This window comes from Georgenia sp. Z2081, assembly GCF_055326445.1.
In genome coordinates this window covers 91022-105795 of record NZ_JBUZNK010000004.1, presented here as the reverse complement: position 1 = coordinate 105795, position 14774 = coordinate 91022, and the positions used below count along the sequence as shown (strand labels likewise).

Below are 14774 nucleotides of genomic sequence, written 5' to 3'. Positions count from 1 at the left end.
AAACGGCCAAGTCTGCGTATCGTGCTGTCCGACCCACCGGCGTCCGCGCCGGGGCACGACTCGGGCGCCTGCGCGCCCGGAGGGAGGACGGACGATGGTCCAGACCGGGATCCCTGCACGACGAGGCCTGTACGACCCCGCCCACGAGCACGACGCCTGCGGCGTCGCCATGGTCGCCACCACGCGCGGCCGCCCCGGACGGGACATCGTCGACGCCGCGCTGACGGCTCTGGCGAACCTCGAGCACCGCGGCGCCGTCGGCGCCGAGGAGGCGACGGGCGACGGCGCGGGCATCCTCCTGCAGGTTCCCGACGCCTTCCTCCGTGAGGTCGTCGACCTCGATCTCCCGCCGGCCGGCGCCTACGCCGTGGGCATCGCGTTCCTGCCGGGCATCGGAGAGCGCGCGGAGGCGGTCGAGCTCGTCGAACGGATCGCCGCCGAGGAGGGCGTCGAGGTCCTCGGCTGGCGAGCGGTCCCGGTCGACCCGTCGGGCGTCGGCCCCACGGCCCGCGCGACCATGCCCACGATGCGCCAGCTGTTCGTCGCCGCCGACGGGCTCACGGGCCTGGACCTGGAGCGCCGCGTGTTCCGCCTGCGCAAGCGCGCGGACAACGCCGGGGTCTACTTCGCCTCGCTCTCCCCGCGCACCATCACCTACAAGGGGATGCTCACCACGGGACAGCTGAAGGACTTCTTCCCGGACCTCGCCGACGAGCGCGTGGTCTCCTCGATCGCGCTGGTGCACTCGCGCTTCTCGACGAACACGTTCCCGAGCTGGCCGCTCGCGCACCCCTTCCGGTACGTCGCCCACAACGGCGAGATCAACACCGTGCGCGGCAACCGCAACTGGATGGCCGCTCGCGAGGGCACGCTCTCCTCCGACCTGCTCGGCGACCTCGCGCCGCTGCTCCCGATCAACACCCCCGGCGCCTCGGACTCCGCGACGTTCGACGAGGTCCTCGAGCTGCTCCACCTCGGGGGCCGCTCCCTCCCGCACGCGGTGCTGACGATGGTCCCGGAGGCGTGGCAGAACGACGAGACCATGCCCGCCGACGTGCGCGCCTTCTACGAGTACACCGGCACGATCATGGAGCCCTGGGACGGGCCGGCCGCGATCTGCTTCACGGACGGCGCGGTCGCCGGCGCCGTCATGGACCGCAACGGACTGCGACCGGGACGCTGGTGGGAGACCGCCGACGGCCTCGTCGTGCTCGCCTCGGAGTCCGGCGTCCTCGACCTCGACCCGGCCACGGTCGTGCGCAAGGGCCGCCTCGAGCCCGGCACGATGTTCCTCGTCGACACGGTCGAGGGGCGGATCGTCCCCGACGAGGAGATCAAGTCCTCCCTGGCGTCCGCTCACCCGTACCAGGAGTGGCTCGACGACGGGCTCGTGCAGCTCGAGGCGCTGCCCCAGCGGGAGCACACGGGCCACTCGGCCGACTCGGTCGTGCGGCGTCAGCAGATGTTCGGCTACTCCGAGGAGGAGGTGCGGCTCCTCGTGCGACCCATGGCCGCCACGGGCGCCGAGGCCATCGGCTCGATGGGGACCGACACGCCCATCGCGGTGCTCTCCGCCCGGCCGCGCCTGCTGTTCGACTACTTCTCCCAGACGTTCGCGCAGGTGACCAACCCACCGCTCGACGCCATCCGCGAGGAGCTCGTCACCTCGCTGGTCGGGGCGATCGGTCCGGAGCCGAACATGCTCGAGGAGTCGCCCGAGCACGCCCGCAAGATCGTGCTCCCCTTCCCGACGATCGACAACGACCAGCTCGCCAAGGTGCGGCACATCGACCGTGCACGGCGCACGGGTCGCGGCTTCACCGCGGTGACGATCTCCGGCCTCTACCCGGTCGCCGGCGGGGGAGAGGCGCTGCGGGCCCGCCTCGAGGAGATCTTCACCGAGGTCGACGAGGCGGTGGACGCGGGCGCCAGCTTCGTCGTGCTCTCCGACCGGGACGCGACCGCCGCGCTCGCCCCCATCCCCTCGCTGCTGCTCACGTCCGCCGTGCACCACCACACCCTGCGACGGCGCACCCGCACGAAGATCTCCCTGCTCGTCGAGGCGGGCGACGTCCGCGAGGTCCACCACGTGGCCCTGCTCGTGGGCTACGGCGCGGCGGCGGTCAACCCCTACCTCGCCATGGAGACGGCCGAGCGGCTCGTGGCGGACGGCGAGGTCACGGGCGTCTCCGCCGAGACGGCCGTCCGCAACGTCATCCACGCGCTCGGCAAGGGCGTGCTCAAGGTGATGTCGAAGATGGGCGTCTCGACCGTCCCGTCCTACCGCGGCGCGCAGCTGTTCCAGGCGGTCGGCCTCTCCGCCGAGCTCGTCGACCGCTACTTCACCGCCACCCCGAGCCCTGTCGGGGGCGTCGGGCTCGACGTCGTCGCGGCCGAGGTCGCCGCCCGGCACGCGGTCGCCTACCCGCGCTCGGGCATCTCGCCCGCCCACCGCGAGCTCGACACCGGGGGCGAGTACCAGTGGCGCCGCGACGGTGAGCCGCACCTGTTCGACCCCGAGACGGTGTTCCGGCTGCAGCACTCGACCCGGAACCGGCGGGCCGACATCTTCCGCCAGTACACCGACCGGGTCGACGACCAGGCCGAGCGGCTCATGACCATCCGCGGGCTGCTCCGGCTGCGCACCGGCGAGCTCGACCCCGTGCCGATCGAGGAGGTCGAGCCGGTCTCCGAGATCGTCCGGCGGTTCTCCACCGGCGCGATGAGCTACGGCTCGATCTCCGCCGAGGCCCACGAGACGCTCGCGATCGCCATGAACAGGCTCGGCGCCAAGTCCAACACGGGGGAGGGCGGCGAGGACGTCGACCGGCTCTACGACCCCGAGCGCCGCTCGTCGATCAAGCAGGTCGCGTCCGGTCGGTTCGGGGTCACCTCGGAGTACCTCACGCAGGCCGACGACATCCAGATCAAGATGGCGCAGGGCGCGAAGCCCGGCGAGGGCGGCCAGCTGCCCGGCCCGAAGGTCTATCCGTGGGTGGCCTCGACCCGGCACTCCACGCCCGGCGTCGGCCTCATCTCTCCGCCGCCCCACCACGACATCTACTCCATCGAGGACCTCGCCCAGCTCATCCACGACCTGAAGAACGCCAACCCCTCGGCCCGGGTGCACGTCAAGCTCGTCTCCGAGGTCGGCGTGGGCACCGTGGCGGCCGGCGTGTCCAAGGCCCACGCCGACGTCGTGCTCGTCTCCGGGCACGACGGCGGGACCGGCGCCAGCCCGCTGACCTCCCTCAAGCACGCCGGCGGCCCGTGGGAGCTGGGCCTGGCCGAGACCCAGCAGACGCTCGTCCTCAACGACCTGCGCGACCGGATCGTCGTCCAGACCGACGGCCAGCTCAAGACCGGCCGGGACGTCGTGGTGGCCGCGCTGCTGGGCGCGGAGGAGTTCGGGTTCGCCACCGCGCCGCTGGTGGTCTCCGGGTGCGTGATGATGCGGGTCTGCCACCTCGACACGTGCCCGGTCGGCGTCGCCACCCAGAACCCGGAGCTGCGCGCCCGCTTCAGCGGGAAGGCCGAGTACGTCGTCACGTTCTTCGAGTTCCTCGCCGAGCAGGTCCGCGAGATCCTCGCCTCGCTCGGGCTGCGCTCGATCGACGAGGCCGTCGGCCGGGTCGAGCTGCTCGACGCCGACCGAGCCGTGGCCCACTGGAAGGCCTCCGGCATGAACCTGGCGCCGCTGCTCGAGCGCGTCGAGCCGCGGCCCGGCGCCGCGCTGCACAGGACCAAGGACCAGGACCACGGCCTCGACGCCGCCCTGGACAACGAGCTCATCGCACTGGCCGGGCCCGCCCTCGAGCGCGGCGAGCCGGTGCGCGCCGAGGTGGCCGTGCGCAACGTCAACCGGACGGTCGGCACGATGCTCGGCCACGAGGTGACCAGGCGCTACCGCGGCGCGGGACTGCCGGACGGCACGATCGACCTCACCCTGCGCGGCTCGGCCGGACAGTCGTTCGGCGCGTTCCTGCCCCGAGGCGTCACCCTCACGCTCGTGGGCGACGCGAACGACTACGTCGGCAAGTCGCTGTCGGGCGGGCGCATCGTCGTGCGCCCCGACGACCGGGCCGGCTTCGTCGCCGAGGACAACGTCGTGGCCGGCAACGTCATCGGCTACGGCGCCACGGCCGGAGAGATCTTCCTGCGCGGACGCGCGGGCGAGCGCTTCGGCGTCCGCCTGTCCGGCGCCACCCTCGTGGTGGAGGGGGTCGGCGACCACGCGGCCGAGTACATGACCGGCGGCACGATGCTCGTCCTCGGCCCGACCGGGCGAAACGTCGGCGCCGGCATGTCCGGCGGCGTCGCCTACGTCCTCGACCTCGACCCCAGCCTGATCAACCCGGCCGCCGCCGCGGCCGGCGACCTGCTGCTGGGAGAGCCCGACACCGACGACCTCGCCGTGATCGTCGACCTGCTCCAGCGCCACCGCGACCTCACCGGATCCGCCGTGGCCACCGCGCTGCTGGCGGACCGCGCCGCCCTCACGCAGCGCCTCACCCGCGTCCTGCCCCGCCAGTTCGCCGCGGTCTCCGCCGCGCTCGCGCGGGCGGCGGAGGACGGGCTCGATCCTGCCGCACCCACCGTGTGGGCCGACATCATGGAGGCGACCCGTGGCTGACCCCAGAGGATTCCTGACGACCCGCGAGCGGGAGCTGCCGGCGCGCCGGCCGGTCCCGGTGCGCATCCGCGACTACCGCGAGGTCTACGCCGAGCGCGGCGCGGACGACGCGTTCGAGCCCACGCTCAGGCGGCAGGCCGGGCGCTGCATGGACTGCGGCATCCCCTTCTGCCACAACGGCTGCCCGCTCGGCAACCTCATCCCCGAGTGGAACGACCTCGTGCGCCGCGGCGACTTCGCCCGGGCGATCGAGCGGCTGCACGCGACGAACAACTTCCCCGACTTCACCGGCCGGCTGTGCCCGGCCCCGTGCGAGACGGCGTGCGTGCTCGGCATCAACCAGCCCGCGGTGACGATCAAGAACGTCGAGCAGTCGATCATCGACCGCGCCTTCGACGAGGGCCTCGTCACCCCGCAGGTGCCGCAGCGCCTCACCGGCCGCACGGTCGCCGTCGTCGGCTCCGGTCCCGCCGGGCTCGCGGCCGCCCAGCAGCTCACGCGGGCCGGCCACACCGTGGCCGTCCTCGAGCGCGCCGACGCGGTCGGCGGGCTGCTGCGCTACGGCATCCCCGAGTTCAAGATGGAGAAGTCCCACGTGGACCGCCGGCTCGAGCAGATGCGCGCGGAGGGCACGATCTTCCGCACCTCGACGGACGTCGGCGGCTCGGGCGAGGGCGCGCTCTCGGGGGAGGACCTGCTCGAGCGCTACGACGCCGTCGTCCTGGCCATGGGCTCGACCGTGGCGAGGGACCTGCCGGTCCCGGGCCGGGAGCTGGCCGGCATCCACCAGGCGATGGAGTACCTGCCGCAGGCCACTCGCGCGGTCCACGGCCAGGAGGTTCCGGACCAGATCACCGCCGAGGGCAAGGACGTCGTCATCATCGGCGGCGGCGACACCGGCGCGGACTGCCTCGGCACGGCCACCCGCCAGGGCGCGCGCTCGGTCACCCAGCTGGAGATCATGCCGCGCCCCGGCGAGGACCGGCCCGAGGGCCAGCCCTGGCCGACCTACCCGATGCTCTTCCGCGTCTCCTCGGCGCACGAGGAGGGCGGCGAGCGGGTCTACTCGACCTCGACCGCCGAGCTGTGCTCGGACGGCTCGGCGGGCGAGGGCACCGTCACGCACCTGTTGGTCACGGAGGTGGCGTTCGACGGCGGCCGTCCGGTCCCGGTCAAGGGCACCGAGCGGACGATCCCGGCCCAGCTCGTGCTGCTCGCGATGGGCTTCACAGGGGTGCCGACCGACGGGATCGTCGCCCAGCTCGGCGTCGAGGTCGACGGCCGCGGCCGCATCGAGCGCGACGCCGACTTCGCGACCACCGTGCCGGGCGTCTTCGCCGCCGGCGACGCCGGGCGCGGCCAGTCGCTCATCGTGTGGGCGATCGCCGAGGGCCGGTCGGTGGCCGCCGCCGTCGACCGGCACCTGCGCGGCTCCACGGAGCTGCCCGCGCCGGTGGCGCCCACCACCGTCCAGGTCACGGTCTGATCAGCGACGCCCCGGGCGCACGTCCGTGCGCCCGGGCGGCCGGCGGGCGCGACGTCGTCCAACCGCCGCTGCGGTCCGGGCCGATGGAGCGGCGGGCCGGTCGGAGTCACTAGGCTGTGAGCCATGCGTAGAGCAAAGATCGTCTGCACCCTCGGACCGGCCACCGACAGTCCCGAGAAGATCCAGGAGCTGGTCGACGCGGGCATGGACGTCGCCCGCATCAACCGCAGCCACGGTCTCGCCGAGGAGCACGAGCAGGTGATCCACCGCGTGCGCGCCGCCGCCGACGCGGCCGGGCGTCCGGTCGCCGTCCTCGTCGACCTCCAGGGCCCCAAGATCCGGCTCGGCACGTTCGCCGACCGCGAGGTCCAGCTCGCGGACGGCGCCACGTTCACCATCACCACCGAGGAGGTCGAGGGCACGAAGGACCTCGCCTCGACCACCTACAAGGGGCTCCCGGGCGACTGCCACCCCGGCGACCGGATCCTCATCGACGACGGCAAGGTCGCGGTGCGCGTGGTGGAGGTCGACGGGCCACGCGTCGTCACGCGGGTCGAGGTCGGCGGCCCGGTCTCCAACCACAAGGGCCTCAACCTGCCCGGCGTCGCGGTGTCCGTGCCCGCCATGTCGGACAAGGACACCGAGGACCTGCGCTGGGCGCTCGGACTGCCGGTCGACTTCATCGCCCTGTCCTTCGTGCGCAGCGCCGAGGACATCCAGATGGTCCACGACATCATGGACGAGGTCGGCCGTCGGCTGCCCGTCGTCGCCAAGATCGAGAAGCCGCAGGCCGTCGACGCCCTCGAGGAGATCGTCGACGTCTTCGACGGCATCATGGTCGCGCGCGGCGACCTCGGCGTCGAGCTGCCGCTGGAGGACGTGCCGCTCGTGCAGAAGCGGGCGATCGAGATCGCGCGGCGCCGTGCGAAGCCGGTCATCGTCGCCACCCAGGTGCTCGAGTCGATGATCACCAACCCGCGCCCCACCCGGGCCGAGGCCTCCGACTGCGCGAACGCCGTCCTCGACGGGGCCGACGCGGTCATGCTCTCGGGGGAGACCTCGGTGGGGAAGTACGCCATCGAGGCCGTCCGCACCATGGCCCGGGTCGTCGAGCACACCGAGGAGCACGGCGGCGAGCGGATCGCGCCGCTCGGCTCGACGCCCGCCACCCGCTCGGGCGTCCTGACCCGGGCGGCGGCGGAGATCGCCGCCACGCTGGACGTCACCTACCTCGCGACGTTCACCCAGTCCGGCGACACCGCGCGCAGGATGTCCCGGCTGCGCTCCCCGATCCCGCTGCTGGCGTTCACGCCGTCGGCCGAGACCCGCAACCGGCTCGCGCTCTCCTGGGGCGTGCAGCCCTACCAGGTCGACGCGGTCAAGCACACCGACGAGATGGTCGACCAGGTCGACACGTTCCTGCGGGACAACGGGCTGGCCGGCAACGGCGACCCGGTCGTCGTCGTGGCCGGCATGCCGCCGCAGAAGGTCGGCAGCACGAACTCCATCCGCGTGCACCGGATCGGTGAGCGGTACCGCTCCTCCTGAGAGTGACGTCCGGCACCGGCCGGGCCGCCCGGCACGACGACGGCGGCCCGCCGGTTCAGGGCATGATGTGTTCCGTCCCCGCGCCCTCACGGCGCGGGGACGCCCGCTCCCGTGGTGGAATCGGCAGACACACCGCACTCAAAATGCGGCGCCGCGAGGCGTGCGGGTTCGAGTCCCGCCGGGAGCACCATCGCGCACGCGCGCCGCGCGGCACGGCTCACATGCACGCGGATCGCCCCGTGATCCCGCCGTGTCCTAGGCTGTACGGGTGACCACGACCGACAGCTCCGCAGGCGACGACGCCTCGGCGGACCCCACGACCACCGAGCCTGACCTCTCGGACCTCCTCACCTCCGCCCCCGAGGCGGTCGAGGAGACCGAGCGAGACGGCCGCCGCGTCGTCGTCGCCGAGGACGAGACGCTCATCAGGCTCGACATCGTCGAGACGCTCCGCGACGCGGGCTTCGAGGTCGTCGGGGAGGCGGCCGACGGCGAGCAGGCCGTCCGCCTGGCCTCCGAGCTCGAGCCCGACGCCGTCGTCATGGACGTCAAGATGCCTGTGATGGACGGCATCACCGCCGCCGAGAAGATCATGGCCGACCGCACGTGCGCCGTCGTCATGCTCACCGCGTTCTCCCAGAAGGAGCTCGTGGAGCGCGCCCGCGAGGCCGGCGCGATGGCGTACGTCGTCAAGCCGTTCACGCCCGCCGACCTCGTGCCCGCCGTCGAGATCGCCGTGAGCCGGCACGAGGAGATCATCGCGCTCGAGTCCGAGGTCGCCTCGCTGGTCGATCAGTTCGAGACGCGCAAGCGCGTGGACCGCGCCAAGGGACTCCTCCAGACGAAGATGGGTCTCTCGGAGCCCGAGGCGTTCCGCTGGATCCAGAAGACGTCCATGGACCGTCGCCTGACCATGCGCGAGGTCGCGGACGCCGTCATCGAGCAGGTCGGCGGCCGCGGCTGACGGCCGACCCGCGACGACGAACGCCCGGCATGTGCCGGGCGTTCGTCGTTCCGCCCGCCGGCGCCGAGTTCAGCGCGGGTACGGGATGAACATGCAGGTGAGCCGCGCGGTGCAGACGAGCAGGTCGTCGTCGTCACGCACCTCGATGCCGTAGGTGGCGCTCCGGCGTCCCTCGTGCACCGCCGAAGCGCGCGCCGTGACGTGCCCGGTGCGCGCCGCCCGGTGGTGGGTGGCGTTGAGGTCGACGCCGACCGGCGCGTGTCCCTCCGGCGCCGCGAGCACGGCCGCGACGCTGGCGACGGTCTCGGCGAGCGCGGCGCTGGCGCCACCGTGGAGCAGCCCCATCGGCTGGGTGTTCCCCTCGACGGGGATGCGGGCCCGGACGTCGCCCCGTTCCATGCGCAGCATCTCGAGCCCCATGCGCTCGGCGAGGCCGGACTCCGACAGTCGGGCGAAGGTCTCGGCGAGGTCGTCGCCGCCGCTGCGGTGGTCGGTCCGGGCGGGTTCCTCGGGGCGCCGGGTGTCGGCGTGGTCGGCGGTCACGGTGCCAGACTGCCACGGCGGCCGCCGTCGTCCCGCCCCGGTGCCCGGCCCGGGTCGTCGTCAGCGGCGGGCGCGGCCCCCGGCAGCCCGAACCGCATCGACCAGCGCTCCCATGGCGGCATGTCCGCCCACCCGAGCCGGAGCGTGCGGAAGGCACGCCGGAGGCGCCGGCTCAGCTGCGCCGCGCCCACCAGGCTGCGGGCAGAGACACCGACGCGGAGCGAGAGGTCCAGCACGACGGGCCGCGCCGGGCCCAGCGCGAGGGCGAGGTCGAGGTCGTCGTGGACCTCGGGGTCGTCGTCGTGGACGCGGTCGCGGACCGCCAGCCACGCCGAGCGGCGCACGGCCATGCTCGATCCCCACAGCGGGTGGTGTCCCAGGGCGGCGTGGCACAGGCCGTAGTACGCGGCCAGGTAGACCGCGGCGGCGAGCCCCCCGGCCCTGCCCAGCCCGTAGAAGCTGCCGACGCCGGTGACGGCGGCCACCTGCCTCGTCCCCATCACGTGCGCGACCCGGGAGACCCATCCGGGGCCGGGACGCGAGTCGGCGTCCAGCCGCGCGACGACGTCCCCCCGGGCGGCGTCGTAGCCGGTGGCGGCGGCGGGTGGGATCCCGATCCGGTCCTCCGCCGCGACCACCGCGCCGTGGCGCCGGGCGACGGCCGCGGTGCCGTCGGTGGAGGCGTTGTCGACGACGATGACCTCCAGGGGCGCCTCCCGCTGGTTCGCCAGGGCGCGCAGGCAGTGCTCGAGCGCCGCGGCGTCGTTCCGGGCGGGGATCACCACGCTCACGGTCGGCGGCGTCACCGGCCGCTCCCGGCGCGTCGGGCGAGCACGAGCCCCGCGACGGCGGATCCCACGGCGCCGGCGACGAGGTCGCCCGCGGTATCTGCGGGGGTGACGTGGACCGTGGGGTCGACGTAGGCGTGGCCGATCCACTCCGCGACCTCCCAGGCCGCGGCGAGGCTCGTCCCGACCGCCGTGGTGGTCAGCGCGAGACCCCACCTGCCGCGCGGGTCGTCGCCGGGCGGCACGAGCCGGCCGCGGCGCACGAGCTCCCCGGCGACTGCGGCGAGCACGCCGTTGAGGGTCAGGTGTACGGCGATGTCCAACCACCACAGCCGCTCGTACAGGAGCAGGGCCGACGACCACGCGGCCACGAGCGCCGTGGCGCCGAGCAGGGCCTGGAGACCTGCGGGCACGGCGAGCACGCGCGCGAGCGTGAGGGCCCCGAGGACGAGAGCCGCCACCGCGACGGCGACCGCGTCGACGAGGGCGGCGAGCCCGAGCGAGAGCAGCGCCAGGACGGCGACGACGTTCGCGGCCGTGCGGGCGTACGGGGGCCCGACGACGCGGAGCACGCCGACACCGGTGCGTCGTCGTGGTCGCGCAGTCGTCACTGGTCCAGCGTCCCACGAGGACCTGGCCCGCCCGGCGTGGTCCGTGTGCCGGGGCGGTCGACGACCCCGGGTGCGTCGGGGAGGGCGCCGGGCCGACCGCCCACCTCGTCGTCGACGCGGACGAAGCGCGCCGCCACAGCGGCGATACCGACGAGGGCCGCGGGGTACAGGCAGGTGTAGACGCGGAACGCCAGCCCGGGCCGCTCGCCGGGGTCGTCCCCGGAGACGTAGCCGAACAGCGGCTCGAGCGTGGCGAGCGCGAGTCCGCCGAGCGCGCCGGTGAGGCGGGCGAACACGCCGAACGTCCCGAGGAACACGCCCTCGCGGTGCAGGCCGGTCAGTCGGGCGTCGCGGTCGAGGACCCGGGCCGTGACGAGGTCGGTCGTCGCGAGGACCCCGCCGTACCCGACCCCGACCACGGCGGCCGCGACCACGGCGAGCGGGACGGACGTGACGAACCACAGCGGGAGGAACGAGACGGCCAGCCAGGTCAGGGCCCAGCGCCAGGCCCGCGGGGCGCCGACCCTGCGCACGAGCCACGCCCACGCGGGCAGGACGGCGGCGGCGGTGAGGATCGCGGCGCCGAGCACCGGGGTCGTCATCGCGACGGGCCTCTCCAGCGTGTAGCGCATCCACAGCTGGATGCCGGAGATGAGCAGGCCGAGCGCTGCGCCGTACCCCGCGGTCGTCGCCCCGATCAGCCACAGCTCGCGGGTGCGCAGCACGCCGCCGATCGCGGGGAGGAACCTCGTGGGCGGCTCGTGCTGCACGGCGGCGTCCTCACGGACGGAGAGCACCATCGCGCCCATGACGAGCAGTGCCACGACGCCCAGCAGCACCGCGGTCCGCGTGAAGCCCTCGGGGCCGTGCTCGCTGCCGAGCCACCGGGTCGTCAGCGCGGGGGTCAGCGCCACGGAGACGACCATCGCCGCGAGCTGGAAGGCCTGCCGCACGGCGTTGACGACCGACCGCTCGGCCTCGGTGCGGAACAGCTCGGGCAGCAGCGCCGTGTAGTTCGCGTTGTACAGCGAGTCGGCCGCCTCGGTGAGGATGACGAAGACCGCGAACCAGGCGACGAGCGCCGCGCCGTCGAGGGACGTCGGGGCGGAGAACAGGGCTACGAACACGGCCACGAGGCTCGGTACGGCGACGAGGAGCCAGGGCCGCCTGCGGCCGAGCCGCGTGCGCGTGCCGTCCGAGAGGTGGCCGAACAGCGGGTTGTCGATCGCGTCGACGATCGCGTAGACCACCATGACGATCCCGTACGCGGTCGCGTCCATGCCGAGGGTGTCGACGTAGTACAGGAGGATCGAGCCGCGCACGAGGTTGATCGGGAGCGACGACCCGAACATGCCGGCCGCGTACGCGAGCCGGCGGGAACCGGGGACGCGGGGCTCGGGCACGGACCCACCCTGCCAGGGCCGCGGTGACGTCGGTGTCGGCGCCGCGTCCTAGGGTGGGTCGGGTGAGCGAGAACACCGACCAGGCCACCGACCAGCGCCTCCTGCTCGTCGACGGGCACTCGATGGCCTTCCGCGCGTTCTTCGCGCTGCCGGCCGAGAAGTTCGTCAACTCCGCGGGCCAGAGCACGAACGCGATCTACGGGTTCGTCGCGATGCTCATCAACCTCATCGCCGAGGAGCGGCCCACGCACGTCGCCGTCGCGTTCGACACCCACGCCCCGACGTTCCGGGACGAGGTCTACGCCGACTACAAGGGCGGCCGCGACGTCACCCCCGAGGCCTTCAAGGGCCAGGTCCCCCTCATCGCCGAGGTGCTGCGCGCGGCCGGCGTCCCCACGCTGGAGAAGGACGGCCTCGAGGCCGACGACATCCTCGCCACGCTCGCCCACGAGGGCTCGGCCGCGGGGATGACCGTCTCCGTGGTCTCGGGCGACCGGGACACGTTCCAGCTCGTCGACGAGCGCGTGAGCGTGCTGTACCCGATCAAGGGCGTGAAGACGGTGTCCCGCATGACGCCGGAGGCCGTCGAGGAGAAGTACGGGGTCCCGCCGCACCGGTACCCGGAGATCGCCGCCCTCACCGGCGAGACTGCGGACAACCTGCCCGGCGTGCCCGGGGTGGGGCCGAAGACCGCCGCGAAGTGGATCAACCAGTTCGACGGCCTGGACAACATCGTCGCCCGGGTCGACGAGGTGCCCGGCAAGGCCGGCGACTCGCTGCGCGCGCACCTGGCAGACGTGCTGCGCAACCGGCAGCTCAACCACCTGCTCACCGACGCCGACGTCGGGGCCGCCCTTGGTGACCTCACCCCCGCCGACCCCGACCGCGGCGAGCTCACGCGCCTGTTCGACGTCCTGGAGTTCACCGAGCTGCGCACGCGGCTGTTCGCCGTCCTGCCCGACGACGGAGGGACCGCGCCCGAGGCGGACGGCCCGGTCCTGGTCGTGGACCGGCCGGCCGACGGCGAGCTGGGAGCCTGGCTCGAGGCCCGCGCGGGCGCCCGGCTGGGCCTGTTCGTCGAGGGCACGGGCCGACCGGGCGCGGGGGAGGCGACGCAGGTCGCGATCGCCGACGACGAGGCGCACGCCGTCACCGTCGACCTCACCGAGGTCGCCGGCCCCGACGAGGCCGCGCTGCGCGCCTGGCTGGCCGACGCCGCGGAGCCGAAGTCGGTGCACGACGCCAAGGCGGCCTGGCACGCCCTGCGCGGCAGCGGACTCACCCTGGACGGCGTGACGTTCGACCCGGCCCTCGCCGGGTACATCTCACGGCCCGACGCCCGGCACCTCGAGCTCGCCGACCTCTCGACCGAGCGGCTGGGGCTCGAGCTCGACCCCGGTTCGGGCCCGGCCCAGGGCGAGCTGGACCTCTCGCTGGAGGAGGGAGCGGCGGAGGAGTCCCTCGCCCGTCGCGCGCACGCGACCCTCGCCCTCGTCACGCCGCTGACCGCCGAGCTCGAGGAGGCCGGCGGGAGCGGCCTGCTCACCGACCTCGAGCTCCCCGTCCAGCGTGTCCTGCAGGGGATGGAGGACCGGGGCATCGCCGTCGACACCGAGTACCTCGACGGCCTGTCCGGCGAGTTCGACGGGCAGGTGGAGGCGGCCGCCGCGGCCGCCTACGAGGCGATCGGCCGCGAGGTCAACCTCGGCAGCCCCAAGCAGCTGCAGGAGGTCCTGTTCGACCAGCTCGACATGCCGCGGACGAAGAAGACGAAGACCGGGTACACGACCAACGCCGACGCGCTCGCGTGGCTGCTCGTGCAGACCGAGCACCCGTTCCTCGTGGCGCTGCTGCGGCACCGCGAGCAGATCAAGCTCCGCCAGACGGTCGACGGCCTGCGGGCCGAGGTCCAGTCCGACGGCCGGATCCGCACCACCTTCCAGCAGACCGTGGCCGCCACCGGTCGGCTCAGCTCGAAGGACCCCAACCTGCAGAACGTGCCCGTGCGCAGCGAGGACGGCATGCGCATCCGGCAGTCCTTCGTGGTCAGCGAGGCGGGGGAGTCGCTGATGACGGCGGACTACTCCCAGATCGAGATGCGGATCATGGCGCACCTGTCCGGCGACGAGGCGCTCATCGAGGCCTTCCGCTCCGGGGAGGACCTGCACGCGTTCGTCGCCGCCCGGGTCTTCGGCGTCGACGTCGGCTCGGTGACCCCGGAGCAGCGCCGACGCATCAAGGCGATGAGCTACGGCCTGGCCTACGGGCTCAGCGCGTTCGGCCTGTCCCAGCAGCTCGGCGTCGAGGTCGACGAGGCCCGGTCGCTCATGGAGGGGTACTTCGAACGGTTCGGCGGCGTGCGCGACTACCTCCGGGGCGTCCAGGACGAGGCGCGCACGCGCGGCTACACGGCGACGATCCTCGGCCGCCGCCGGTACCTGCCGGACCTCACCTCCGACAACCGGCAGCGCAGGGAGCTCGCGGAGCGCATCGCCCTCAACGCCCCGATCCAGGGGTCGGCCGCGGACATCATCAAGCTCGCGATGATCCGGCTCGACGCGGAGATCGCCGAGCGGGGCCTCGCCTCCGACGTCCTCCTCCAGGTCCACGACGAGCTCGTGCTCGAGATCGCGCCGGGGGAGCGCGAGGAGGTGGAGCAGGTCGTGCGGGAGACCATGGGCCGGGCGGTGGAGCTCTCCGTCCCGCTCGACGTCTCCGTCGGCCTCGGCCGCAGCTGGCGCGACGCCGCCCACTGACCCTCCATCGACGAGTGAGCGGCTCTCTGCCCGACGAGTGAG

9 protein-coding genes and 1 tRNA gene are annotated in these 14774 nt (G+C 73.6%); 6 read left to right on the top strand and 4 right to left on the bottom strand.

The window, feature by feature from the left end; translation table 11 throughout:
• Nucleotides 1–94 precede the first annotated feature (94 nt).
• The 5 genes from gltB to ACZLKG_RS07500 all read left to right on the top strand — a co-directional run bounded on the left by gltB (nucleotide 95) and on the right by ACZLKG_RS07500 (nucleotide 8631).
• Nucleotides 95–4633 carry a glutamate synthase large subunit gene (gene gltB, locus ACZLKG_RS07520; RefSeq protein WP_463648376.1) on the top strand — a complete coding sequence of 1513 codons (4539 nt, stop codon included), beginning with the start codon at nucleotides 95–97 and terminating at the stop codon, nucleotides 4631–4633.
• Nucleotides 4626–6119 (top strand): glutamate synthase subunit beta, encoded by a 1494-nt coding sequence (locus tag ACZLKG_RS07515; RefSeq protein ID WP_463648375.1) that lies wholly within the window; start codon nucleotides 4626–4628, stop codon nucleotides 6117–6119. Before gltB ends, ACZLKG_RS07515 begins: the two co-directional genes overlap by 8 nt.
• A 123-nt stretch (nucleotides 6120–6242) precedes the next feature.
• Nucleotides 6243–7667 (top strand): pyruvate kinase, encoded by a 1425-nt coding sequence (gene pyk / locus ACZLKG_RS07510; RefSeq protein WP_425709603.1) that lies wholly within the window; start codon nucleotides 6243–6245, stop codon nucleotides 7665–7667.
• Between the two features lie 105 nt (nucleotides 7668–7772).
• Nucleotides 7773–7857: transfer RNA gene (locus ACZLKG_RS07505), tRNA-Leu, on the top strand.
• Nucleotides 7858–7935: 78 nt separating this feature from the next.
• Entirely contained in the window at nucleotides 7936–8631 is a 696-nt protein-coding gene (locus tag ACZLKG_RS07500) for an ANTAR domain-containing response regulator (protein ID WP_425709604.1), read from the top strand.
• Nucleotides 8632–8700: 69 nt separating this feature from the next.
• Here ACZLKG_RS07500 and ACZLKG_RS07495 read toward each other — a convergent pair whose 3' ends face one another.
• The 4 genes from ACZLKG_RS07495 to ACZLKG_RS07480 are packed head-to-tail and all read right to left on the bottom strand — an operon-like array spanning nucleotide 8701 to nucleotide 11976.
• Nucleotides 8701–9174: a PaaI family thioesterase gene (locus tag ACZLKG_RS07495; RefSeq protein ID WP_425709605.1), complete on the bottom strand. Its 474-nt coding sequence runs from the start codon at nucleotides 9172–9174 to the stop codon at nucleotides 8701–8703.
• Complete coding sequence (locus ACZLKG_RS07490; RefSeq protein WP_463648374.1) at nucleotides 9171–9980, bottom strand: glycosyltransferase family 2 protein; 810 nt, start codon at nucleotides 9978–9980, stop codon at nucleotides 9171–9173. The genes ACZLKG_RS07495 and ACZLKG_RS07490 overlap by 4 nt, the downstream gene beginning before the upstream one ends.
• Nucleotides 9977–10573 carry a hypothetical protein gene (locus ACZLKG_RS07485; RefSeq protein ID WP_425709607.1) on the bottom strand — a complete coding sequence of 199 codons (597 nt, stop codon included), beginning with the start codon at nucleotides 10571–10573 and terminating at the stop codon, nucleotides 9977–9979. Before ACZLKG_RS07485 ends, ACZLKG_RS07490 begins: the two co-directional genes overlap by 4 nt.
• Nucleotides 10570–11976: an MFS transporter gene (locus ACZLKG_RS07480; protein WP_425709608.1), complete on the bottom strand. Its 1407-nt coding sequence runs from the start codon at nucleotides 11974–11976 to the stop codon at nucleotides 10570–10572. Before ACZLKG_RS07480 ends, ACZLKG_RS07485 begins: the two co-directional genes overlap by 4 nt.
• Nucleotides 11977–12038: 62 nt before the next feature.
• Here ACZLKG_RS07480 and polA point away from each other — a divergent pair, with 62 nt between their 5' ends.
• The gene (gene polA / locus ACZLKG_RS07475; RefSeq protein ID WP_425709609.1) at nucleotides 12039–14732 is read left to right on the top strand and encodes a DNA polymerase I; all 2694 of its coding nucleotides are present in this window, start codon (nucleotides 12039–12041) and stop codon (nucleotides 14730–14732) included.
• The last annotated feature ends 42 nt before the right edge of the window (nucleotides 14733–14774 follow it).

Bases quoted from the DNA above. Each gene is read 5' to 3' on its own strand.
- pyk (WP_425709603.1), top strand. From the start codon at position 6,243: ATGCGTAGAGCAAAGATCGTCTGCACCCTCGGACCGGCCACCGACAGT.
- gltB (WP_463648376.1), top strand. From the start codon at position 95: ATGGTCCAGACCGGGATCCCTGCACGACGAGGCCTGTACGACCCCGCC.